This is a genomic window from Pseudomonas sp. TE3786 (assembly GCF_054057335.1).
The window spans coordinates 109,338-131,654 of sequence record NZ_JBSRZF010000008.1 but is presented as its reverse complement, the minus strand read 5'-3'; the positions used below and the strand labels follow the sequence as shown (position 1 = coordinate 131,654).

Genomic DNA, 22,317 nt, shown 5'->3' with positions numbered 1-22,317 from the left:
GCGCGATGGCTGCACTGGATACTAAGCGGGGTGAGTATGGTTCAAGCCCGCCGAGTTGCCAGAAAGCCATGCGCCGCCGTCAGGTTTCGATGCCCTGGCTGACCTCGCCCGCAGGTACTTCGCTATCGCCTTTAGGTTGCTCACCTTCGGTTTTATCGAGAGGCTTGCCGAGCAGTTCCTGGGTGGATTTCTGCGCCTTATCGATCTGCTCGTTCAGGCTATTGACGGTATCGCTGAGCGTTTCGCGGGCCAGCTCCTGGGCCACTTGCCCGGCCTTATCGGTGAGTTTTTGCGCCGACTCTTCGGCAGCGTCGCAGCCTGCCAGGGTCAGGCCCAACAGCGTGAATGCGGCAATGGGTAATCGCTTCATAGGGAAGTTCCACAGAGGTGGCGCGCCCCGGCTTGCCGAGGCGCTGCGTTGATTAGCGGCGTTCGGTTTCGCCGGCGGAGTCGGAAAGCGGCGCGTCGTTGCGGGTCTTCCACATCGACAGCAGCACGCCACCGAGCAACAGGCCGAGGGTCACGCCGAGGGAGATCACCGGCGGCGTCTTGCCAATGATGCCGACCAGGAAAATCTTGCAGCCGATAAACACCAGCACCAGGGCCAGGGCGTACTTGAGGTAGGCAAAGCGATGGATCATCGCCGCCAGGGCGAAATACAGCGCGCGCAGGCCGAGGATCGCGAAGATGTTCGAGGTGTAGACGATAAAGGGGTCCTGGGTGATGGCGAAGATCGCCGGCACGCTGTCCACGGCAAACACCAGGTCGGCACACTCGATCAACAGCAGGGCCAGAAACAGTGGCGTAACCCACAGCTGCGTACGCCCGCTGGCATCGGCTTGGCGGACAAAGAAGCGGCCGTGGTGCAGCCGGTCGGTGACACGCAGGTGTTTGCGCAGGAATTTCACCAGCGGGTTCTGGGTCAGGTCCGGGTGATCGTCGACCTTGCTGAACAGCATGCGCACGCCGGTCAGCAGCAGGAAGGCGCCAAACACATAGAGAATCCAGCTGAATTCGGCGATCAGCGCCGCCCCCAGACCAATCATCAAGGCGCGCAGCACGATAACCCCGAGGATGCCCCAGAACAGCACCTCGTGTTGGTACTTACGCGCAATGGCCAGAAAGCTGAAGATCATCGCCATCAGAAACACGTTGTCCATGGACAGCGATTTCTCGATCAGAAAGCCGGTGTAGAAATCCATCCCGGCATCGCCGCCCTTGATCTGCCAGACCCACAGGCCGAACAGCAAGCCGGCGCTGATATAGCCGGCGGACAGCAACAGGCTTTCCTTGACGCCGATTTCACGGTGCTCGCGGTGCAGCACCCCGAGGTCGAAGACCAGCAGGCTGATAACGATGGAAATAAAGACCAGCCACAACCAGCTGGCAGTGCCGAGGAACTCGGCCATAAGGAACGGTTCTAGGGTGCTCATAAGGCTCCTCCTAAGTCGAAGTTGTACAAACTGCAACTCCGACATGGCAGCTGAAAAGCTGTCAGAGGGGCCCGGCGTCGCCGCGCCAATTTACCAGACGAGGTACGAGGCTCAAGCGTTGACTCATTGCAAAGTGTCTCAACCGGCGGCTGAGCTATGGCGAAAATCCTTATCGCTCGACCTGCCCGCCTATTTCAATACCCCCAGTAACGACCACACCCGCCGCGCTTCGGAGTCGGCGGAAATAAGCTCGCTCAGCAGCTCATTCAGCGGTTTGTTGCCCCACTCCACGGCCCGCTTGATCAGATAGGGCACCGGGCTGTGGGGTTCGGTTCTGGCCAGGTAATCGGCGATGACCAGCAGTTGCCGGTAGGCTTCTTCGCGGCTGCCAAAGCCAGTAGCAGGATTGCTGGCATTCGCGCTGTTACTGGCTGCCGGCTCCGCAGCGGCTGTTGGCGCAAGATCGGCCTGGGCCGGTTCCAGGGGCAGCGGTTGCAGCTGCACAGGTTGCTGGGGGTGCATGGTGATGAACTCCTGAATCAGCACGGCCAGGGCTGCCATGACTTCCCGCAGCGCGTGGTAACTGGGGGCAAGGTCCTGCAGCTGCACATCGCTCCAGAAGTCCAGGCGCTGCAGATCGTTGAAGCTGGCTTCCAGGCTGCGCTGGCGTTGCAACCAGAAAGCCAGTGGGGTTTCGCGGATCTGTTCGTTGAGTTTCTGTTGCTGCAGACGGGCCTGCTCGGCGGCGGCTTTGGCGTTTTTGTTGTCGCCACCCTGCACCTGTTGCTGCTGCAGTTGCTGCCATTGGTAGAGGGTGAAGCTGGCGAAGTCGCCGCTGTGCTCGGCAAACAAGGCGGTACGGGTATGCAGGATTTCGGCGTATTGGCGGGCCAGCCAATCCAGAGGCGTTACCCGCCAGCTCTGGTCGTTGTCCTCAGCTTGCGGATGCAGAGCGTCGGGGTAGCGTTCGCACAGGCCCACCACCAGGGCCAGGGCTTGGGCAAAACCCTCGATACCACGACGATGCAACCAGGCTTCACCCAGCCAGGCGGCGACCATCAGGTCTTTGCTGCGGCTGCTCAGCAGCTCGCTGGCGAGCTTTTCCTGGGCGGCCCAATCACCGCGTTTTATTTCACTCTTCCACACCCCGGTGGGCAGGCTGGTGTCGTCTTCGCGGCGCAGTTCGCGCAGTCGGTCGAAGTCATTGTCGTAGCGCAGGCTGGGCCCGCATGGGCTTTCTGCAGACAGCGGGGCCAGCAACGGTTCCAGCTCTGCGCTGCCGGTCATGGAGCCTCCTGGGCGCTGAGCAGCGGCGCGCTGCTGGTGCGAAATGGCGATAGGGGCGCGCGTACCGGCAATGGCTGCACCGATAACGGCAACTTGCCGCCTTGGGTCAGCAGCGACAGGCGCAGGTACATCTGCGCCTGGGTTTCGCTGCTATAGGGGGCGTACACCGGCAACTGCAAGGTCAGCGGAAACTGGGTGTAATCGACGCTGGCCTGGCGTTGCACCGCCACGTGGGAGCGCATCAAGCGCAGCAACGCCCAGGGCCCGGTGTATTCCCAGCCGGCTTCCAGATCGTTGACTGCCAGGCTCGGCTGCTGCGGATCATTGGCCGGGCGTTGCGCGCCATTTTTGGCCCAGCGCAGCATCAGCTTGATCGGCTCACCGACGTTCCAGTGCAGGCGATTCTGCTCGTCACTGGGGTACACCAGAGCCTGGTTACCGACGTACAGCCCCCAGGCAATGATCTGGTCGGCACCGCGCTCGCCATCACGGTCGGTGCGCCATACCACGTCCATATCCAGGCCCACTATCCCGTCCTTGTCACGCACGAACAACGGCCCGAGCCAGGCCCGCGCCTGCTTCAGGCGTTCGAGGAAATCCTGAGCGGCGAGCTTGTCGCCCGAGGTGCTGTAGGCCAGGCCGTTCTCGGCTTGCGCCAGGCTGCTGTCGATCAGCTGCACCATATAGCGCACCCGCTCCGGGTCGGCGTCGGCGGCAGCCAGGTCGTAGGAGAAGGGAAAACGGTTGGCCAGGTACTGATTGAAGTGGTCGGCCAGTTTGGCCCAGGCCTGCGCGCCCAATTGCTGTTGCAGCTGGGTACAGCGTTGCTGAGCCTGCCCCCACAATTGCTTGGCGCGCAGCGAGACATCGTCGGCCCCCTGGGGAACGCTGGCCGTCTGCAAGATGGTCGCGCAGCTTTGCGCGTCCATTTCGACAAAGTCGCGGCTCAGCAGCTGTTCGAACTGCACCGGCGAACTGGCCGGATTCTGCCCTTTGTACTTGATCATTTCCTCATTCAAGGCCAGCAGCCGGGTGACATTGGCGTAGTCGGAGAGGCTCAGGTTTTCTTGCTGCAGACGTAACCACTCCAGCGCCGGCCCATGCTCTTCGGTGGTTTTCTGCATGATTGCGAACTGCTGCGCCAGGGTCTGCTTGAGCTCTTGGGTGTCGCTGGAGCGATACAGCTCCAGCCCCAGGTTCTTGCCGCCGCTCCAGGTTTCAATGGCAAAGCGTTGGCGAAATACCGGCAGGTTTTCGATGGTGTTCAGTGCCCGGCTGATATCGGCCAGGGCGCGGCGATTGAGACCGTCCCGCAAGGTGGCCGCCAGGTCCGGGCGCTTGAGTTCGACAAAGGCCTTTTGCAGCAGCAGGGCCTTGTCGGCGGGCACGTCGAAGGTCTGATCGGCAGTAAGCCGCGGCAGGTTGGCGCGCGACTCCAGGCTGTACCACATGGCGGTGGCGGCAGCGTTTTGCGCGGCCCCGAGGATCGCCGCACGAAAGGCCGGGGGGATCAGCGGCAGTTCGTGGCTGGCGTAGTTTTTGTAGCTGTCGAAGTAATTCAACGCCGCGCCCAGGCCATTGCTGTCCACCAGTTGCGTGCGCCCCTGGGCGTCACCCTGGCGCATGGCGATGGCTACAAAATCGAACTTCAACAGGCTATCGATGGCTTTATCCAGGTTGTTGATGTCCTCCTGCAGGGCCAGCGCGCCGGTGCTTTTTTGCACCAGCAGATTGTCGTTGGCACCGGCCTGGGCCACCCATTGCTCGCGAAAGCTGTTTTGCAGGCGGGTGGCCTGGCTTTCCACTGACTGCTGCTCGTCAGGACCGAGCAGAACACTTTTGCCCGCGTCGTCCAGCAATGCTCGGTAGCCCGGTACCAGATCGCGGCCGTTGCTGCGGCTCCAGGCCGCGTTGGTCAGGGTGATCAGGCCGCGCAGGTCTTCCACCAGTTCGCTGACTTCTTCCAGCTCTTGCAGGGAGTTGCCGTAGCCGCCGCGCAGCTTGTCGACATGGGCGCGCAAGTAGCCAGCCGGCTGAACAAAGTTGTCGCCCAGGGAGTACTGCACCAGCCACTGCTGCATCAGGCGCTGGAATTGCTCGGCAATCTTGCTCCGCTCTTTTTGCAGGTCGAGGGGTTGCAAGGTCGGCGGCAGGCCCTTGCTCAGCACCTGGTTGTAGTAGTTCTGCTGGCGCAGGGTGCCAGCGTTGAGGTTGGTGGCCAGCGCGCTGTTGCTCATTTGCGCCAGGTCGTCGAGGGGGCCATTGCGGTTGCTCAGCGCCTGGGTGAACAACTGGTTCTGCTGTTCGACCCGCAGCGCACCTTCCACCAACGCCCGGGCATTGAGGTAGTTGGGCCACTGCTCGGGGTCACTACTCTGCGGGTTGGCGGTGCGCCCGCCTTTGTTCTGCATGCGGCTCAGGCCCTGATACTGGGCTTCCATCAGGTCGTGCAGCGGGTTGTACAACTGGGCCAGGGCACTGGCGCGGAGAATCTCGGCCAGGTCGCTGTCCAGCGAGGAAAACCACGAGGTGGGAAACGCCAGGGAGGTGTAACGCCAACGCGGTGCCTGCTCCAACACACCCCAGAAGATCTGCACATTCTGCTTGGTCAGTTCGCGGCGCCGGCTTTCGTCGCCGACCGCCACATAACGGCCCTCCGCTTGCTGCAACAGGCTGGCGAGTTTGTTGGCGTCATTGACCGCATCGCGCCAAACCCAGGTCATGCCCGCCAGCCAGACCACCGCCAGCACCACGGCACCGATGCCGACCACCTGCTGCCAGCGTTGCCGCACCCGCAGGATGCGCGGTACCGCCAGGGCCAGACCTTGCTCGGCAATCAGCCGGGTGTGCCACAGCCGACGGGCAAACAGACTTTGCCGCAGCGGCACCGCGGCCCAATCGGCGTCGGCGGCGCTGCCTTGCGCCTGGCTGGCGGTGAAATACAGGCCACGAAACCGCGGCGCTTCACCCAGGGCATTACCCTGAAATACCGGATCGAGCACTACTTGCAAGTTGCTACGCATGGCCTCGAATTGGCGTGGCAACTGGTACAGCTCTTCGCTCAATTCGCCGCTCAGGGTACCCAGTTCGATCACCGCCTCGGTCACCGCGCGAGTGACCTGGGCCAGGGCGTTGTCGCTCCACTGCGATTGCCACATGGCATCCATGCCGTAGGGCGAGGTCCAGCCCAGAATCACTTCACGCTGCTCCGCCGGTAGCGCCGCCATAAACGCCTGGAAGCCGGGCACCGCTTCCATCTCGGTGACCAGCACATACACCGGCAGGCTCAGGCCCAAGCGCTGCAACAGGTCGATAAACTTGCGCCGCGCCGCCAGCCCATGGGCCAGGGCCTGTTCGTCGTTGCTCAGGTGACGCGCCGGGATGGTCCACAGCAGCGCATCCAGCGGCCGCCGTGAACGCAGACGCAGCAGCAGGCCGAGCAACCGCCACCAGGCGGCCAACTGCGGGGTCACCCCTTCGTCGGCAATAAACAGCGCATCGGGAACCACCAACACAGCGCCATCGGGGTCGGCCCACCAGCGGCCGAACCAGGCGGGTTTGCCTATGGGATTCAAGCGCCAGCTGGCACACAACTGCGCGCCCTGTTCGTCATCGCCGAGCAGCAACAGCCAGGGCAGCTCGTAGCGATCATGCACCGCCAGGTCGCTTTCCATCTGCCGCAACGCCGCGTAGAAGCTGCGCAGCGCCAACCCCGACTGGGTGCGCAACCACCACACCAGCAGCGCCACGGCCGCCAGCACCACAACCACCAGCAGCAGCCACAGCAGCATCGAGGCGACGCTCATGGCTCCTGCTCCACAGTGGTCGCCGAGGCCAGGTGCAACACCGGCTCCAGCGCCTGGGTGATATCCCGCCAGAACAGATGACCGACCAGCGACAACAGCAGTACCCCTACCCCAATCGCCAGCCCCAGGCGCAAACCATCGGGCAGCGAGCGGCGCACCGGCAGCCGGATCGGCGCGACGTCGCTGGGTAGTTCGAGGGTTTCGGCCACGTCGTCGTAGCTGGGCTCGCGTTGCCAGGCGAAGGTGAACAGCGCATGCCGCCACTTTTCATGGATGGCTTCACCGCGCGGCCCGCGCAGACGGCCATGGAAACCGAGAATCAGGCATTGCAGGTAGACGTTGGCCAGATCGCGACTGGCCGGCGCGCGCTCATCGAGCAGTTTCTTGATCGCCACCGGCAGACGTTCACCGGCATTGCGGCTGCCATATAAACGCGCCTCCAGCGGTTTCTCCTGCCACGCGCCCTGGCCGGCCCAGGGGCTGAACAGCAGGGTTTCATCCACCAGGGCGACGAAGGCATACACCAGGGTCTTGACCTGCTGCCCGGAGGCATCGCCGACGCTGGCAAAGGCGTTACGCCACAGACGCCGGCTGATCTGCATGGCGGTGTCCGCGGTGCGCACCACCAATTGGCTATCGGCCTCGGCGTCTTTATCCAAGGCGTTCCAAGCCACCAGCCACTCCTGCCAGGCGTGACCAAACGCCGTACTCAGCGGCGACTCATGCAGCCCCTGCACCCGCAGCGCCCTCATAAAACGTCCTTATCTACGCTATGCCACGTCGCTTTCATTGGCGATAAACAACACCACCTGCCAAGGACTGCCGCCCTGCCCAGGACCTGGGGAAACGATATTCAGCGGCTGGGCCGGATCGAACCATTCGCCGGCGGCCTGCAGCACAAAAATGCGCGTGTCATCGCCCACCCCATAGGCCACCTGCTCCTGGCGGCTCATGGCCTGGTGCGGCAAGCCACTCATACGTTGCCGCACCAGGGTCGGCACATGCACCGCCGAGGCGATCACCGCCCGCGCCAACCAATCGGAGGCGGCCTGCTCATGACTGCCGGCCGGCATACGCAGGCCGATCACCAGGCGCTGCCGGCGCTGTTGCAGGTCCGGCAGCAGAATGCTGAAGCGTGGCCCCTGTTGCTCGAACGGCACACTGCGGTAGCCGGCGCGCACCAGTTCGAGGGTCATGCTCAGCCAGGCCAGCACCTGCTCGTAGCCTTTGCGCAGGTCGAGATAATCCAGCCCGGCAAAGGCCGGCACGCCGGCCACCGGGTCCAGCGCGCACCAGCTGCCGGCCATGCCGGTGAGCGCGCTGTAGAGCTGCTGCGGGGAACTGATGCGGCTGTTGAGTGCGGCTTCCACTTCCGGCAAACGCGCCCACAGCGCCGCCAATTGTCGGCGAATCTCGTCGCTGTCGTCCTCGTTGCCGGCCTGCTGTGCATGGCGCAGACGCCCGGCGAGAAACACGCATTTCTCCCGCGCACGGGTACACAGGGCACTCACCTGGCGGCCCAGCACCGACTCCGGCAGCACCCGCGGTGTGGGCGCCACATAGGCCAGCTGGATATAACCGCCGCCCTCTTTGCCGACCTTCAGCAACGGCAGGCAGATCGCGTCGGCGCGTTGCGCTTCGGTGATCAGGCGCAGATTTGGCCGCCACACGGTGATGGCTTCCGGGTGTTCGCCACTGGCCAGATCCGGCAGTGCCTGGCCGACCACCGACTGCAGGCGGCCCTTGAGCGGCACCAGTTGGCCGGCGCGCCACAGCGGGTTGATGGCCAGGTAGACAGTGACCATGGCGTTGCTGGCGGTGTCGATGGCGGCGGCGATATCCAGCTCCAGCGGCGTATCGATGCCGGGGGTCAGTTCCACCGGCAAGCCATCGGGCAGAATCGCCCTGAGGGCCAGCACCCGCACCCGCCCGGCGCAGAGGGCGACGGGGTCCAGATCGAGTTCGTTTACCCCCCAGAACCAGGGGTTCGCCGCCTGCGCCAGATGGGCGGACAGTGCTTCCGCACGCAGCCCCTGCAATTGGAAATGCTGGGGCAGTAGCTGCATGCCTTCATGCCAGCAGACTGCGTCTGGTAGTCCACTCATACCATCCTCCGCAACTTCCCGTGTTGAGTCGCAACGCAATGTTGTGACCGCCGCAGTCCTTGCCGCAACCGAGGAAACTAGCGCGTCTGTTCGTCACCCAGCAGGCGCATGTCTCTACTGTCGAAACGCAGCCGCACCTTGCTTTCGTCGCCCAGGCGCAGCCGATGAACACCGGGACTGTTATAGCCGGCAAAGACCAAAAGTCCAGCCGCTGCCTGACCGCGTAGCGGGAAGTCGTCGGCCTGCATAAATTGCCCCGGAACCAGTTCCAGGCTCCATACCGACAACTGGTCACGGTAATCACGTTGATATTGCTCGCGCTCGGCGAACCATTGGCGGGCCGGAATTGCCGACAATTGCTTGAGCAGTTCGGGGTCACGAATGGCAATGAAATCAACGGCTATGGGGGTGTCGTTGTTAGCCCGCTGAGACACTTCCAGGGTCAGCGCATCGAGCTGCACCTTGGGCCCGAAAAAAGCGCAACCACCCAGCGCAAACACTGATGCCAGAGCGGTTGCGTGGCATAACATGACGAGCTTTGCCGGTTTCATAGGTGTCCAAATAATTCGATTTGCATTTTTATAGACCTGTTCTAGCTTGTTGGGTAGTTCGCTGGACCAGCCCCGTAATCGGCCAGTGAATCAGGAAGGATCGCAGACAGCAGGCTGGTTTTTTTCCTGCCCCGTCATGCCTGCGATCCGGCAAAGGAGTGCGGTGGCCGGGGAGACAAGTTGGTTGAAACCTAGCGACAGTCCAGCAAGGCGCCTATACGCCGGCGGACTCAACGCCGCAGCTTTCATCCAGCCTGAAAAGCCGATGCATTGCGCTCGACACATGCATCGGAGCCCAACGTCATGGCTGAGAGTACCCAGCACAAGCTAGACCGCATTCGCCCACCCCGCGTCCAGATCACCTACGACGTTGAAATCGGCGACGCCATCGAGAAGAAGGAATTGCCGCTGGTGGTTGGCATCCTCGCCGACCTCTCCGGCAAGCCGGAGGTGGCCCTGCCGAAAATCGGCGAACGGCGCTTTATCGAAATCGACCGCGACAACTTCAACAGCGTGATTGCCTCCATCGCCCCGCGTGCCGCGGTGCAAGTGGATAACACCATTTCTGGCGACGACAGCAAGCTCAACGTCGAACTGCGCTTCAACCACATCGATGACTTCGATCCGGTCAATATCGTCACCCAGGTAACCCCGCTGCGCCGCCTGTTCGAAGCGCGCCAACGGCTGCGCGACCTGCTCACCAAACTGGACGGCAACGACGACCTCGACAAGCTGTTGCAGGACGTGGTGGCCAACACCGAAGGCTTACAGGAAATCAAATCGGCCCGCCCGGAAAGCGAAGCCGGCAGCGCTGAAGCCGCGCCCAAAGGCAAGGCCGCCGCCGATGCCGAGCCGCCAGCCGAACCCGAAGCCTGATAGCCAGCCCTTTACGTTCAAGGAGGATTCGCCGTGGCCAAGTCCAGCGAAAGTAAAACCAGCGAAAGCACCACCCAGACCCTGTCCCTGCTCGACCGCATCATCGCCGAAGGCCGTATGGCCCACGATGACAGCCAGCAAGACTATGCCCGCGACATGCTCGCCGAATTCGCCACCCAGGTGCTCGACGAAGGCATGGCCATCGACAAAGACACCGTGGCCATGATCAACGACCGCATCAGCCAGATCGACGAGTTGATCAGCAACCAGCTCAACCAGATTCTCCACCACCCCGAGGTGCAGAAACTGGAAGCCTCCTGGCGCGGCCTGCACCTGCTGGTGCAAAACACCGAGACCAGCACGCGGCTGAAACTGCGCCTGCTCAACGTCAGCCAGAAAGAACTGCAGACCGACCTGGAGAAGGCGGTGGAGTTCGACCAGAGCGCGCTGTTCAAGAAGATCTACGAAGAGGAATACGGCACCTTCGGTGGTCACCCCTTCAGCCTGCTGGTGGGCGACTTCACCTTCGGCCGCCACCCGCAGGACATCGGCCTGCTGGAAAAACTCTCGAATGTCGCCGCAGCCGCCCATGCGCCGTTTATTGCCGCCGCCAGCCCGCGCCTGTTCGATATGAACAGCTTCACCGAGCTGGCCGTGCCCCGTGACCTGGCCAAGGTGTTCGAGAGCCAGGAGCTGATCAAGTGGCGCTCGTTCCGCGAAAGCGAAGACTCGCGTTATGTCTCCCTGGTCCTGCCGCAGTTCCTTCTGCGCCTGCCCTACGGCCCGGAAACCCTGCCGGTGGAAGGCATCAACTACGTCGAGGATGTCAACGGCACCGACCACGGCAAATACCTGTGGGGCAACGCCGCCTGGGCGCTGACCCAACGCATCACCGAAGCCTTTGCGTTGTACGGCTGGTGCGCCGCGATTCGCGGTGCCGAAGGCGGTGGCGCGGTGGACGGCTTGCCGGCCCACACCTTCCGCACCAGTTCCGGTGACATCTCGCTGAAATGCCCCACCGAAGTGGCGATTACCGACCGCCGCGAGAAGGAGCTCAACGACCTCGGCTTTATCGCCCTGTGCCACAAGAAAAACACCGACGTGGCGGTGTTCTTCGGCGGCCAGACCACCAACAAACCCAAGCTCTACAACACCAACGAAGCCAACGCCAATGCGCGTATCTCGGGGATGTTGCCCTATGTGCTGGCGGCCTCGCGCTTTGCCCACTACCTGAAGGTGATCATGCGCGACAAGGTCGGCAGCTTTATGACCCGCGACAACGTGCAGACCTACCTGAACAACTGGATCGCCGACTATGTGCTGATCAACGACAACGCCCCGCAGGCCATCAAGGCCCAGTACCCGCTACGTGAAGCGCGGGTCGACGTGTCGGAGATCGCCGGCAAACCCGGTGCCTACCGCGCCACGGTGTTTCTGCGCCCGCACTTCCAACTGGAAGAGCTGACCGCGTCGATCCGCCTGGTGGCCAACCTGCCGCCACCGGTAGCAGCCTAACCCCCGACCCCGCAAAACTGAGGCCCGCCCCTTAACGGGCGGGCCGTCGCGCGAACCTATTGGCAAGGAGTAACAAGCGATGGATGCGATCATTCTCGACCTCGGCGGCGACATCAAAGGCGACTGCCTGCTTGAGGGTTACATCGACAAAATTGAAATCATGTCGTACAGCCACAACGTGGCCATGCAGGTGACCAACGACGTCAGCAACTCGGAACGCACCTCCGGCAAACCGCATATCGGTGAGTTCACCGTTACCAAGTTCATCGACACCTCCACCCCCTCCCTCAACGAATTCTGCTGCGCCGGCAAACCGCTGCCCGAGGTGAAAATCACCGTCGGCCGCAACGCCGCTGAAGGCGACGGCAAGATCCTGCCCTTTATCGTCTACACCCTGAACAACGTGGTGTTTTCCAACGTCAGCGTCAGCGGCGGCGCGGGTGGCAAGCCGGTGGAAACCCTGTCGATGAACTTCGTCAAGATCAAATGGGAACTCACCGCGCAAAAAGACGATGGCAGCAAAGAAGGCACCGCCGCCTCGACCTGGGACCTGGCTGCCAACAAGCTGATCAAAGCCTGACGTAAGCGGCCATGCGCCTTGTCGATACGGGCCTGCAGCCGCCGCTGTTCGAGCGGTTGGCGGCAGGCGACGAAAGTGTTTTTGACCGGGCTGCCCTGGCCGCGTCGGTGCGCGCGGAATTGCTCCGCCTGCTCAACAGCCGACGGGCCATCCGCCCGCCGGGCACGGCGCTGACCATTCTCGATTACGGCATCGGCGACTGGACCGCCCTGCAAGCACAACGCCTGGATGACCGCCGCGCGCTGACCCGGGATATCCGCAGCGCCATCGCCCACTTCGAGCCGCGTCTGCAGCTCAGCGAAGTGGATGTACAGCCGGCCCAGGATCACCCGCAGCGCCTGCAGATTCGCCTCAGCGGCATGCTGCGCCACGGCAGCCAGCAGTGGCCGGCGGTGTTTGTAATCGACAACCTGAGCAGCACAGTGGAGGTGCGTCTTGAGTGACTCCATCGACGACCAGCTGCTGGATTATTACCAGCGCGAGCTGACCTGGCTCCGCCATGCCGGTGCCGGCTTTGCCGCACGCTACCCGAAGGTGGCCAAGCGCCTGGAACTGGCCCCGGGGGAATGCCCCGACCCCCATGTGGAGCGCTTGCTGGAAGGCTTCTCGCTGCTTGCGGCGCGCCTGCAACGCCGCCTGGACGATGACTACGCCGAGTTCAGCGACGCCTTGCTGGAGCAGCTCTACCCCTTGGCGCTGCGGCCGTTGCCGTCGTGCGCCATCGTCCAGTTCGTACCCGATCCGACCAAGGGCAACCTCGCCGAAGGCTATCGCTTGCCCCGCGATACGCCGCTGTTTGTCACCACCAGCAGCGGTGCCAGCATTCACTTTCGCAGCACCGCCGACACCCTGCTGTGGCCACTGGAAATCAGCGAAGCGGTACTGCTGGATGGTGATGAAACCCAGGCCCTGACCGGTGTCGCCAACGCCCGCTCGGCGCTGCGCCTGAGCCTGCGCTGCAGCGATGGCATTGCCTGGAATGAGCTGAGCATCAGCAGCCTGCGCCTGCATCTGGCTGCCTCGCCGGTGGTAAATGCCGGGCTCTATGACTTGCTCTGCGCCCATTCCATCGCCGTGCTGTGCGGCCCCGCGGGCAGCCCACCGGTGGTCCAACAGGGCTTGCCGCAAGCCGTGGGTTTTGCCAGCGAACAAAGCCTGCTGCCGGATGAAACCGGGTTGCACCCCGGCCTGCGCCTGCTCGCCGAATACTTTGCCTTCGTGGAGAAATTCGCCTTCTTCGATGTGCCGCTGCAGGCACCGGTCAGTGAGGAAGAAACGCAGTACCTGTACCTGGTGTTCGACCGCGCCCCGGCCACCCGCCTCAGCCTGCAACCCAGCGATATCGCCCTCGGCTGTACGCCGGTGATCAACCTGTTCCCGCGCACCTCCGAGCCGTTGCGCCCGGACGGCACCCGCAGCGAATACCGCCTGGTTGCCGACAGCCACCGCGAAAACAGCGTGGAAATCCACAGCATTCGTGGCCTGCGCGCCACCTCCCCGGCTGGCGTGCAGCGGGTGCCGGCCTTCTACGGCTACCAGCACGGCGCGGGCGACAATCGTCTGTACTGGCATGCCCGGCGGATTGTCGGTCTGACCCCCAATCGCCTCGGCAGTGACCTGCTGCTAAGCCTGGTGGACACCCACTTCGACCCGCTGCACGACGCCCCCGAATACAGCCTGACCGCCGAGCTGCTGTGCACCAACCGCCACCTGGCCGAAGCCCTGAGTGCAGGCACGCGCCTGAGTTTCGAGCGCCCCGGGCCCATCGCCCACGCCCATCTGCGCAACCCGCCGACGCCGCAAAGCCTGCCCAAACTCAGCGGCGAATCACGCTGGCGGCTGGTATCGCAACTGACCCTCAACCACTTGTCCCTGGTGGAAGGTCCGCAGGCGCTGAGCGCCCTCAAGGAGATGCTCGCCCTGCACAACCTGCGCGACGAGGCCAGCGCCCGGCGGCAAATCGACGGCCTGCACAGCCTGGTCAGCGAACGCATTGTGGCGCGGGTTGGCGAGGACGCCTGGCGCGGTTGGCGCAACGGTTTGCAGGTGCGCATCAGCCTCGACCCGGAGCATTTTGTCGGCAGCAGCGCGGTGTTGTTTTCCGGGGTGCTGGCGCAGTTCTTTTCGCTGTACGCCACTGCCAACCGCTTTGTCAGCACGGTATTGGTGCAAGCCGATAAGGAGATCAAAACGTGGCAACCCGAAGCCGGCCAGCCCCTCGTCCTCTGAGCGAACACCTGCGCGCCGAGCCGCAGGCCTTCGAGCTGTTGCAAGCGCTGCTGGTATTGGAGCGTGAACAGCCGCGCGCCACCTCCCTGGGCTGCGGCACCTCCCCCGCTGCCGAAGCCGTTCGCCTGCGCGGCCCGCTGACGCCGCTGTTCGCCGCCAGCCAGGTGGAAAGCCTGCTCAGCGACGAGGACGGCAAAACCCAATTGACCACCCCGGTGTTCGGCCTGGGCGGCCCCGATGGCCCCCTGCCCTACGCCTATCAGGAATGGCTGCAACAACGGGCACGCCTGAAAGACCATGCACCGGCGGCCTTTCTCGACCTGTTCCAACACCGCCTGCTCAGCCTGCTGTACCGCGTGCTGCGCAAACACCGGATCGCCCTCGGTTTCGGCGTGCCCAACGCCAGCCCGGTACAGGCGCAGCTGCGCGCCTTCACCGGCTTGCTGCCCAAAACCCTGCAAGAGCGCCAGGCCCTGAGCGACTCGGCGATTCTGTCGCGCAGCGCGCTGTTTATCGGCGGACGCCGTTCCCTGGCCGGCTTCAGCACCCTGGTGCGGCAACATTTCGCCCAGCCGGTGCAGGCCAGCGCCTATGCCGGTGCCTGGCGCAGTATTCCCGCCGCCAGCCGCAGCCGCTTGGGCCGTGGCGGGCGCAACCTGAAACTGGGGCATGACGCGGTGGCCGGCTCGCGGGTCTGGGACGAACACGCCGGTATCAGCCTGACCTTGGGCCCGCTCGAGCCGCACCAGGCCAGCGGGCTATTGCCCGGCGGCGAAGCCCATAGCCAGCTCGCCAGCCTGGCCAGTTTCTACTTCGGCCCGGACCTCGACTGCACCCTGCGCCTGCTGGTGAAGGGTGCCGCGCCGCTGAGTCTGAACCGCCAGGACGCACCGCGGCTGAGCTGGAACACCGGCTTGCAGGTACAGGCGAGCGGCGCTACGCACCTGATCGAAACCCGTCTGCAACCGACGGCGCAGGCCTGAGCATGGAACTCGGCAACCTGATCAGCCGCCTCAACGGTGATTGCCGCCGCGCCCTGGAGCGCGCCGCGCAACGCTGCCTGCAACGCACCCACCACTATGTGGAAATCGAACACCTGCTGCTGGAACTGCTGGATATCGAAGGCGGCGATTTCGCCTGCCTGCTGCCCCGTTTCGGCCTCGAACGCGATGCCCTGAGCGCAGAGATCAACCAGGCCCTGGAGCTGTTCAAAGCCGGCAGCACGCGCACGCCGGCCTTGTCCACGCAGACCATCGGCCTACTGGAAGATGCCGTGGTGCAAGCCAGCGTATTGGGCCTGGGCAGTATCCGCTCCGGCTTGCTGCTACTGGCTCTGCTCGACCGCGAAGAACGCCGCACCCTGCTGCTGAACAGCGCCTCCTCCCTACTGCGCATCCCCCGCGACGCCCTGCGCAGCAACCTGCTGGAATGGACCCAACCCTCCAAGGAAAGCCCACCGGGCACCCGCAGCGGGCAAAGCCCGAAACGCGACGAAGCGCCCGACGAAGAACCGCTGCTTAACCAGTACACCCAGGACCTGACCGCAGACGCCCGCAACGGCCGTATCGACCCCATCGTCGGCCGCGACGGCGAGATTCGTCAGACCATCGATATCCTTCTGCGCCGCCGGCAGAACAACCCGATTCTGGTGGGTGCCCCCGGCGTCGGCAAAACCGCGGTGGTCGAGGGCCTGGCCCTGCGCATCGCCGCCGGTGATGTACCGCCGCCGCTTAAAGACGTCAGCGTGCGGGTACTCGACCTCGGCCTGCTGCAAGCCGGGGCCGGGGTAAAAGGCGAATTCGAACAGCGCCTGAAAGGCGTGATTGATGCGGTACGCAGCGCCGACAAACCGATCATTCTGTTTATCGACGAAGCCCACACCATGATCGGTGCCGGTGCCGCCGAAGGCTCAAGCGACGCCGCCAACCTGCTGAAACCGGCCCTGGCCCGTGGCGAGCTGCGCACCATCGCCGCCACCACCTGGATGGAGTACAAAAAATACTTCGAAAAAGACCCGGCCCTGGCCCGACGTTTTCAACTGGTGCAAGTGGAAGAACCGGACGAAGCCACCGCCGTGGAGATGCTCCGCGGCGTGGCCAGCAAACTGGAGCAACACCACGGTGTGCAGGTGCTGGACGCCGCCATCCACGACGCGGTGAAACTCTCGCACCGCTATATCTCCGGTCGGCAACTGCCCGATAAAGCCATCAGTGTGCTGGACACCGCCTGCGCCCGCGTCTCCCTTGGCCAACATGACGTACCGCCACCGCTGGAAAGCCTGCGCCATCGCCAGCAAGCCCTGCACGAGGAACTCGAACGCCTGCGCCGCGAACAGGCCACCGGGCTGAAACACAGCGAACGCATCACCGGTCTGGAGAACGAGGCCGCTGCCAATGTGCTGGCCATCCGCGAACTGGAAAAACGCTGGGGTGAAGAACGCGAAGCGGTCAGCGAACTGCTGCTGACCCGCCGCGAACTGCTGGCCTTAAGCGAAACCCTCGACGCCGCCACTCCGGATGAAGAGCTCGACGGCCGCATCGATCACCTGGCCGCCGAACTGGCGCGCCTGGAAAGCGGCCTGGACGCCATTCGCCAGGACGACCCGCTGGTGCCCGAACAAGTCGACTCGAAAATCGTCGCCGCCGTGATCGCCGGCTGGACCGGCATTCCGGTCGGCAAAATGCTCGCCGACGAAGCCCACGCCGTACGTACCCTGGGCCTGCGCATGGGCCAACGGGTAATGGGCCAGAGCAGCGCCCTGGGCACCATCGCCCAACGCCTGCAAGCCTACCGCGCCGGCCTTACCGACCCGGCCAAACCGGTGGGGGTATTTCTCCTGCTCGGCCCCACCGGCGTCGGCAAAACCGAAACCGCCTATGCCCTGGCCGACGCCCTGTATGGCGGCGAACGCAACCTGATCAGCATCAACCTCTCCGAATACCAGGAAGCCCACACCGTCAGCCAACTCAAAGGCGCGCCACCCGGCTACGTCGGCTACGGCAGCGGCGGCGTGCTGACCGAAGCCGTGCGGCGCAAACCCTACTCAGTGGTATTGCTCGACGAAATCGAAAAAGCCCACCCCGACGTACTGGAGGCCTTCTACAACGTCTTCGACAAAGGCGTGATGGAAGACGGCACCGGCCTGGTGGTCGACTTCAAAAACACCGTCATGCTCGCCACCAGCAACGTCGGCGCCGAACTGATCCTCGACACCGCCACCGCGCAGCTGGGCAGCGACAGCTTCAACAACACCCTGCACCACGTCCTGCTCCAAGCCTTCCGCCCCGCCTTTCTCGCGCGCATGACCGTAGTGCCCTACCACCCGCTGGATGAAGCCACGCTGGAAGGCATTGTGTTGGCCAAGTTAGAGAAATTGCGTGAGCGCTATAAAGCAGCGACCGGGAAACAGTTTGAATTTGATACGGCGATTGTGCAGGCGGTACTGGCCAAGTGCAGTGGGGCTGGGGCCAGGGATATCGAGAATGTGTTGATGACGCAGGTGACAGGGAAGTTGGCGGAGTGGGTGTTGGAACCCTAGGAGATGCACACATGCAATTGTACAGAGGGCTGAATAGTTACGCGGAAGCCGTGGCGATATTGACCCACAAGACCGCAGGCGGCTTCGCGCCCGTGCCCGATGAAGTACCGGCCACGCCACCCGAGGACGCGTGTAATACACAAAAAGGAACCGACGGCGAAACCTTTCACCCTCAGGACTCCGCATGGACCTACTTTATGCAAACAAATCACGCAGGAGACAACGCGATAGTTGAATACACCACGAATGGCAATAAGGCGAAAGAGTTTTGTCGCCCAATGATAATTGGCATCGAGATAGCAGATGCATGGTGCTATTCATTCGCTAATGACCAATTGGAAAATGGAGTAATGATGTTTCGAAGGGCCCCACTTATACAGATATACGGCCTAATGATCGGAAAGCCATACATGCATGCTAATCGCTCAAAGAAAGATACCGAGTACTTCACCGCACTCCAGCACCTGACTGCCACTGCGAAAATAAAAATTAGTTGATGGAGCCGATTGATACCCCGCGGCAGCACTTGCAGCCACCACCACGATATAGAGTCCATTTCGATTAAAATTTACAACGCATCGACCATTGGAAATGGTCAACAGATGAACACACAGGGAAAAGGAGCCGTAAAATGCCTGTAAGCGCAGCTAAAAAAACGGAAGTTAGAGATGCGGCAACTACTTCATATAGGGCCTACCAAGCAACCCGTGCCACTGGGATTTTGCTTTATAACGATGGGAACTACGGGGACATCATATATGGTCACAGCGGGAATGCGCTCAGCGAAAGAAAGCTATACATCGTAACGGAACATCACAACAATTTGGCGGCCGCCGCCTCCCAATTGACGCTGGCAAAAAAGAAGCCAAAAGCCTTTAACTTAGCCTACCAAGACGCGGAGGTGAATGTTTTTAACAGTGCAGGCAGAGAGTGCCTGTACTGGGGAAGGCAGAACATTACGCCGACAGAAATGTACATTTATATTATAGGACCACACGACATGTGTATTTCTTGCAAAAAGCTGATGCGTAAATTCGCCCAAGAATTCGGGATTAACATAGCTAATATCGAGGTAACCTTTCACCAAACAGCACACTGACACTTTACAAACCTTTAGCACTAGCACTTATGAAGCTAATAAATAAATAAGCGTCACAGCACAACTAACTGAAGCCATAACGCACAAACTTATTGGAGACAAGCGTTTTGACTAACCTGGCAGATGGCATAACCGCCGTGCAGTATGTAAAGGGACGAATGAAATCGAATAATAAAAACGTTCGCCCCGAGTTATCCAATAAACCACATCACCAACGTTACGCCGACCAGATGGTTTTAAAAAATATCTTCGACAATCAACTACGCACCCACCCGCGCTTCCCGAGAATGGGTGAAGCCACCTTGGAAAACGTTGTTCTTTATGGTGCCTTTGCAGTGGCAGCCGGCTACGGCAACTGCCTGGAAATGGCCTGTGCGTGCGCCTGGCATTTGAATGCTCAAGGCCGGTTCAACTACGACTTGGTCTATTACCCCGCCCATGGTGACCATATTTTTCTGGTCATCGGCCAACCGACTGACGCTAACGGCGACTTCCCCGATGACATCACCACCTGGGACGCCAACGCGGTGATTTGCGACGCTTGGGCAGACATTGCCTGCCCCGCCGTTCAATACCCTGCGCGTTGGCGTGCACGTATGCAGAACTGGCAAATCATGGGCTTTTCCCTGGCCAATAGCCTGCCAACACAGGGAGTCTGGTACGACTTGGTCGACAGACCCAAACGTTCATATTTTTCTTGATTGACCTGGCTAGAGAACGCGTATGCCCCGCCCCACCGACACCACAACCACCCTCTCCGTAACGGCCGCCGCCTTGGCGGACCTATTCCCGGAGACCCTGGCCGGCGAGGAGTCGTTAAATAGCCTGGGCAGCCTGACCCTGCATGGTTACAGCGCCACCCCACTGACCCTGACCAGCGCAGTAGCCAGCCACGTCACCGCCACCCTGCACAACGACGCGCAACTGCGCCCAGTCGATGGCCTGTGCGCCGAGATCCGCCAACTGCCCGGCGATGCCAGCGCCGACCGCTACCAGCTGTTGCTGCGCCCCTGGCTGTGGTGGCTAAACCTGGCGAGCAACAACCGCGTGTTCCAGAACAAAACCACCAGCGAGATCGTCACCGCCATTTTCGATTTGCATGGTTTCAGTGATTACAAACTTTCCCTTACCGGCAGCTATACACCACGCGAGTATTGCGTGCAGTACGGCGAAAGCGATTTCGCCTTTGTTTCGCGGCTGCTGGAGGAAGAAGGCATTTTCTGGTTTTTCAGCCACGACGCAGGCAAGCACACGCTGGTGTTGGGCGATAGCAACGAGGCGTTTGTGCCGATCCCTAACGGCCCCACGCTGGCGTATGTGGGCCAGGAAATCGGCGTGCGCGAGTTGCATGGCGTCCGCTCGGCGCAGTACAGCATTCAAGCGGTAAGCGGGGTATATAGCGCCACCGATTACGAGTTCACCACGCCCACCACTTCGCTTTACTCCCAGGCCGAGGCCAAGACCGGGCCGCGCACGGTGTATGAGCACCCGGGTGGTTATACCGCCAAAGGCCGTGGTGATGCGTTGACCAAACAGCGGGTGGATGGGCTGCGCAGCCAAGAGAAACGCCTGGTGGGCGACAGCGATTGCCGCTGGTTGGTGCCCGGGCATTGGTTCACCTTGGGTGGCCACGACGATGCCAGTTTGAATATCGATTGGGTGGTGACTTCGGTGGTGCATGAGGTTAGCCACGAGCAGTACCACAACCGTTTCGAGGCGATGCCCAAGGCCACGGTCTACCGCCCGCCCCGGGTGACGCAAAAACCCCGTATGCACACCCAGACCGCCCTGGTGGTGGGCAAGGCCGGCGAGGAAATCTGGACCGACGAATACGGCCGCATCAAGCTGCAGTTTCCCTGGGACCGCGATGGCAAGAATGATGAAAGCTCATCCTGCTGGGTACGCGTGGTGCTGCCCTGGACTGGTAAAGGCTGGGGCATGCAGTTTGTGCCGCGCATTGGCCAGGAGGTGATCGTCACCTTTATCGACGGCGACCCCGATCGCCCGCTGGTGACCGGTTGCGTTTATAACGGCGACAACCCGGTGCCCTTCGAGCTACCAGCCAACCAGACCCAGTCCGGGATCAAGACCAACTCATCGAAGGGCGGTGGTGGCTTTAACGCGCTGCGTTTCGAGGACAAAAAAGACAGCGAAGAAGTGTTTTTGCAGGCGCAGAAAGACTTCAACATCAAGGTGCTCAACGACACCACTGCCACCGTCGGCCACGACGAAACCCTTACCGTGCAGAACGCCCGTACTCGCACAGTAAAAGACGGCGACGAAACCGTGACCCTGGAAAAAGGCAAACGCACGGTGGCGATTCAAACCGGCAGCGACAACCTCGATGTAAAAGACACCCGCACGGTAAAAGTCGGCAGCGACCAAACCCACAGCACCGGCGGCAACTACACCGAAACCGTCACCGGCAACTACCAGCTGACGGTGGACGGCAACCTGACCATCACCGTCAGCGGCACCCTCACCCTGCAAAGCACTGGCGACTTCACCGCCAAAAGCGACGCCAACCTCACCACCCAAGCCGGCATGGCCCTGACCGACAAAGCCGGCACCGCGCTCACCAACCAGGCCGGTACTTCCCTGGACAACAAGGCCGGTACCACCCTGACCAACGACGCCGGCATCAGCCTGACCAACAAGGCCGGTGCCGAACAGACCGTGGATGGTGGCGGCATGCTGACCCTCAAAGGCGGCCTGGTAAAAATCAACTGACGGGAGCCACACCGATGCAAAACGGCAGCGTAGAACTCGCCCGCGGCGACAGCAGCCTGGCCGGGCGCTTGCACGAAGGCCAGCTGCATGGCCCGGTAAAGATCCAGGAGTTCGGCCGGCCGCAGGCCAATCTGAGCTACCAACACGGCCAGCTCAATGGCCCGCTGACCCTCTACCACCCCAACGGCAAGATCTGCGCAGAAATGCCTTATGCCGAGAACCGGGTGCATGGCCTGGCCAGGTTCTTCGCCGCGGAAGGCGGCTTGCAGCGCACCGCCAGCTACCGCCAGGGGCGATTGCACGGCGAGGCGTGCAACTACTTTGCCGACGGCAGCCTGGCAGAACGGGAGCATTACCGTGACGGCGTGCGCGAAGGCATCTACCAGCGTTTTCATGCCAACGGCCAGGTGGCCTTCAGCGCCCATTATCTGCGTGGCGTCCCGGTGGAAAGCGGCCGCGCATTTACCGACGACGGTCGCGCCCTGAACGCCGACGGCAAACCGGTATCGCGGCTGCGGAGCTGGTGGCAAGGGCTGTTCCTTCAGCCGCAAAGCTGAAAGCGCAGCGC

General features: G+C 62.3%; 19 protein-coding genes. 12 read left to right on the top strand and 7 right to left on the bottom strand.

Annotated elements, in window-relative coordinates; all coding sequences use genetic code 11:
* Positions 1-79 precede the first annotated feature (79 nt).
* From ACVW0Y_RS11455 to ACVW0Y_RS11425, 7 genes are all read right to left on the bottom strand, one after another.
* Positions 80-370, bottom strand: a complete 291-nt coding sequence (locus tag ACVW0Y_RS11455) for a hypothetical protein (RefSeq protein WP_457438378.1) — start codon at positions 368-370, stop codon at positions 80-82.
* Positions 371-422: 52 nt separating this feature from the next.
* Entirely contained in the window at positions 423-1,433 is a 1,011-nt protein-coding gene (locus ACVW0Y_RS11450) for a TerC family protein (protein WP_457438377.1), read from the bottom strand.
* A 189-nt stretch (positions 1,434-1,622) separates the two neighbouring features.
* Positions 1,623-2,720 (bottom strand): type VI secretion system protein TssA, encoded by a 1,098-nt coding sequence (tssA, locus tag ACVW0Y_RS11445; protein WP_457438376.1) that lies wholly within the window; start codon positions 2,718-2,720, stop codon positions 1,623-1,625.
* Positions 2,717-6,526: a type VI secretion system protein gene (locus tag ACVW0Y_RS11440; protein WP_457438374.1), complete on the bottom strand. Its 3,810-nt coding sequence runs from the start codon at positions 6,524-6,526 to the stop codon at positions 2,717-2,719. The genes tssA and ACVW0Y_RS11440 overlap by 4 nt, the downstream gene beginning before the upstream one ends.
* Positions 6,523-7,278 carry a DotU family type IV/VI secretion system protein gene (locus tag ACVW0Y_RS11435; RefSeq protein ID WP_457438372.1) on the bottom strand — a complete coding sequence of 252 codons (756 nt, stop codon included), beginning with the start codon at positions 7,276-7,278 and terminating at the stop codon, positions 6,523-6,525. The genes ACVW0Y_RS11440 and ACVW0Y_RS11435 overlap by 4 nt, the downstream gene beginning before the upstream one ends.
* Before the next feature lie 18 nt (positions 7,279-7,296).
* The gene (tssK, locus tag ACVW0Y_RS11430) at positions 7,297-8,631 is read right to left on the bottom strand and encodes a type VI secretion system baseplate subunit TssK (protein WP_457438371.1); all 1,335 of its coding nucleotides are present in this window, start codon (positions 8,629-8,631) and stop codon (positions 7,297-7,299) included.
* 77 nt (positions 8,632-8,708) lie between these two features.
* Positions 8,709-9,182: a type VI secretion protein gene (locus tag ACVW0Y_RS11425; protein ID WP_457438370.1), complete on the bottom strand. Its 474-nt coding sequence runs from the start codon at positions 9,180-9,182 to the stop codon at positions 8,709-8,711.
* A gap of 303 nt (positions 9,183-9,485) precedes the next feature.
* Here ACVW0Y_RS11425 and tssB point away from each other — a divergent pair, with 303 nt between their 5' ends.
* The 12 genes from tssB (at position 9,486) to ACVW0Y_RS11365 (ending at position 22,306) form a co-directional block, all read left to right on the top strand.
* A complete protein-coding gene (gene tssB / locus ACVW0Y_RS11420; RefSeq protein ID WP_457438369.1) occupies positions 9,486-10,058 on the top strand; it encodes a type VI secretion system contractile sheath small subunit in 573 nt (190 codons plus the stop codon).
* 33 nt (positions 10,059-10,091) lie between these two features.
* Positions 10,092-11,573, top strand: a complete 1,482-nt coding sequence (tssC, locus tag ACVW0Y_RS11415; protein WP_457438368.1) for a type VI secretion system contractile sheath large subunit — start codon at positions 10,092-10,094, stop codon at positions 11,571-11,573.
* Between the two features lie 79 nt (positions 11,574-11,652).
* Positions 11,653-12,153, top strand: a complete 501-nt coding sequence (locus ACVW0Y_RS11410; protein WP_457438367.1) for an Hcp family type VI secretion system effector — start codon at positions 11,653-11,655, stop codon at positions 12,151-12,153.
* An 11-nt stretch (positions 12,154-12,164) separates the two neighbouring features.
* Complete coding sequence (gene tssE, locus ACVW0Y_RS11405) at positions 12,165-12,596, top strand: type VI secretion system baseplate subunit TssE (RefSeq protein WP_457438366.1); 432 nt, start codon at positions 12,165-12,167, stop codon at positions 12,594-12,596.
* On the top strand, positions 12,589-14,382 hold the full coding sequence (gene tssF / locus ACVW0Y_RS11400; RefSeq protein ID WP_457438365.1) for a type VI secretion system baseplate subunit TssF: 1,794 nt from the start codon (positions 12,589-12,591) through the stop codon (positions 14,380-14,382). The genes tssE and tssF overlap by 8 nt, the downstream gene beginning before the upstream one ends.
* A complete protein-coding gene (tssG, locus tag ACVW0Y_RS11395; protein ID WP_457438364.1) occupies positions 14,346-15,365 on the top strand; it encodes a type VI secretion system baseplate subunit TssG in 1,020 nt (339 codons plus the stop codon). The genes tssF and tssG overlap by 37 nt, the downstream gene beginning before the upstream one ends.
* A gap of 2 nt (positions 15,366-15,367) precedes the next feature.
* Positions 15,368-17,920: a type VI secretion system ATPase TssH gene (gene tssH, locus ACVW0Y_RS11390; RefSeq protein ID WP_457438362.1), complete on the top strand. Its 2,553-nt coding sequence runs from the start codon at positions 15,368-15,370 to the stop codon at positions 17,918-17,920.
* Between the two features lie 11 nt (positions 17,921-17,931).
* Entirely contained in the window at positions 17,932-18,417 is a 486-nt protein-coding gene (locus ACVW0Y_RS11385) for a hypothetical protein (protein ID WP_457438360.1), read from the top strand.
* 134 nt (positions 18,418-18,551) lie between these two features.
* Positions 18,552-19,019: a hypothetical protein gene (locus tag ACVW0Y_RS11380; RefSeq protein ID WP_457438358.1), complete on the top strand. Its 468-nt coding sequence runs from the start codon at positions 18,552-18,554 to the stop codon at positions 19,017-19,019.
* Positions 19,020-19,126: 107 nt separating this feature from the next.
* Positions 19,127-19,720: a hypothetical protein gene (locus ACVW0Y_RS11375; RefSeq protein WP_146230470.1), complete on the top strand. Its 594-nt coding sequence runs from the start codon at positions 19,127-19,129 to the stop codon at positions 19,718-19,720.
* A 22-nt stretch (positions 19,721-19,742) separates the two neighbouring features.
* Complete coding sequence (gene tssI / locus ACVW0Y_RS11370) at positions 19,743-21,749, top strand: type VI secretion system tip protein TssI/VgrG (RefSeq protein ID WP_457438356.1); 2,007 nt, start codon at positions 19,743-19,745, stop codon at positions 21,747-21,749.
* 14 nt (positions 21,750-21,763) lie between these two features.
* The gene (locus ACVW0Y_RS11365) at positions 21,764-22,306 is read left to right on the top strand and encodes a toxin-antitoxin system YwqK family antitoxin (RefSeq protein ID WP_457438355.1); all 543 of its coding nucleotides are present in this window, start codon (positions 21,764-21,766) and stop codon (positions 22,304-22,306) included.
* Positions 22,307-22,317: the final 11 nt, after the last annotated feature.

Bases quoted from the DNA above. Each gene is read 5' to 3' on its own strand.
- ACVW0Y_RS11455 (WP_457438378.1), bottom strand. From the start codon at position 370: ATGAAGCGATTACCCATTGCCGCATTCACGCTGTTGGGCCTGACCCTG.
- ACVW0Y_RS11450 (WP_457438377.1), bottom strand. From the start codon at position 1,433: ATGAGCACCCTAGAACCGTTCCTTATGGCCGAGTTCCTCGGCACTGCC.
- tssA (WP_457438376.1), bottom strand. From the start codon at position 2,720: ATGACCGGCAGCGCAGAGCTGGAACCGTTGCTGGCCCCGCTGTCTGCA.
- ACVW0Y_RS11440 (WP_457438374.1), bottom strand. From the start codon at position 6,526: ATGAGCGTCGCCTCGATGCTGCTGTGGCTGCTGCTGGTGGTTGTGGTG.
- ACVW0Y_RS11435 (WP_457438372.1), bottom strand. From the start codon at position 7,278: ATGAGGGCGCTGCGGGTGCAGGGGCTGCATGAGTCGCCGCTGAGTACG.
- tssK (WP_457438371.1), bottom strand. From the start codon at position 8,631: ATGAGTGGACTACCAGACGCAGTCTGCTGGCATGAAGGCATGCAGCTA.
- ACVW0Y_RS11425 (WP_457438370.1), bottom strand. From the start codon at position 9,182: ATGAAACCGGCAAAGCTCGTCATGTTATGCCACGCAACCGCTCTGGCA.
- tssB (WP_457438369.1), top strand. From the start codon at position 9,486: ATGGCTGAGAGTACCCAGCACAAGCTAGACCGCATTCGCCCACCCCGC.
- ACVW0Y_RS11410 (WP_457438367.1), top strand. From the start codon at position 11,653: ATGGATGCGATCATTCTCGACCTCGGCGGCGACATCAAAGGCGACTGC.
- tssE (WP_457438366.1), top strand. From the start codon at position 12,165: ATGCGCCTTGTCGATACGGGCCTGCAGCCGCCGCTGTTCGAGCGGTTG.
- tssH (WP_457438362.1), top strand. From the start codon at position 15,368: ATGGAACTCGGCAACCTGATCAGCCGCCTCAACGGTGATTGCCGCCGC.
- ACVW0Y_RS11385 (WP_457438360.1), top strand. From the start codon at position 17,932: ATGCAATTGTACAGAGGGCTGAATAGTTACGCGGAAGCCGTGGCGATA.
- ACVW0Y_RS11380 (WP_457438358.1), top strand. From the start codon at position 18,552: ATGCCTGTAAGCGCAGCTAAAAAAACGGAAGTTAGAGATGCGGCAACT.
- tssI (WP_457438356.1), top strand. From the start codon at position 19,743: ATGCCCCGCCCCACCGACACCACAACCACCCTCTCCGTAACGGCCGCC.
- ACVW0Y_RS11365 (WP_457438355.1), top strand. From the start codon at position 21,764: ATGCAAAACGGCAGCGTAGAACTCGCCCGCGGCGACAGCAGCCTGGCC.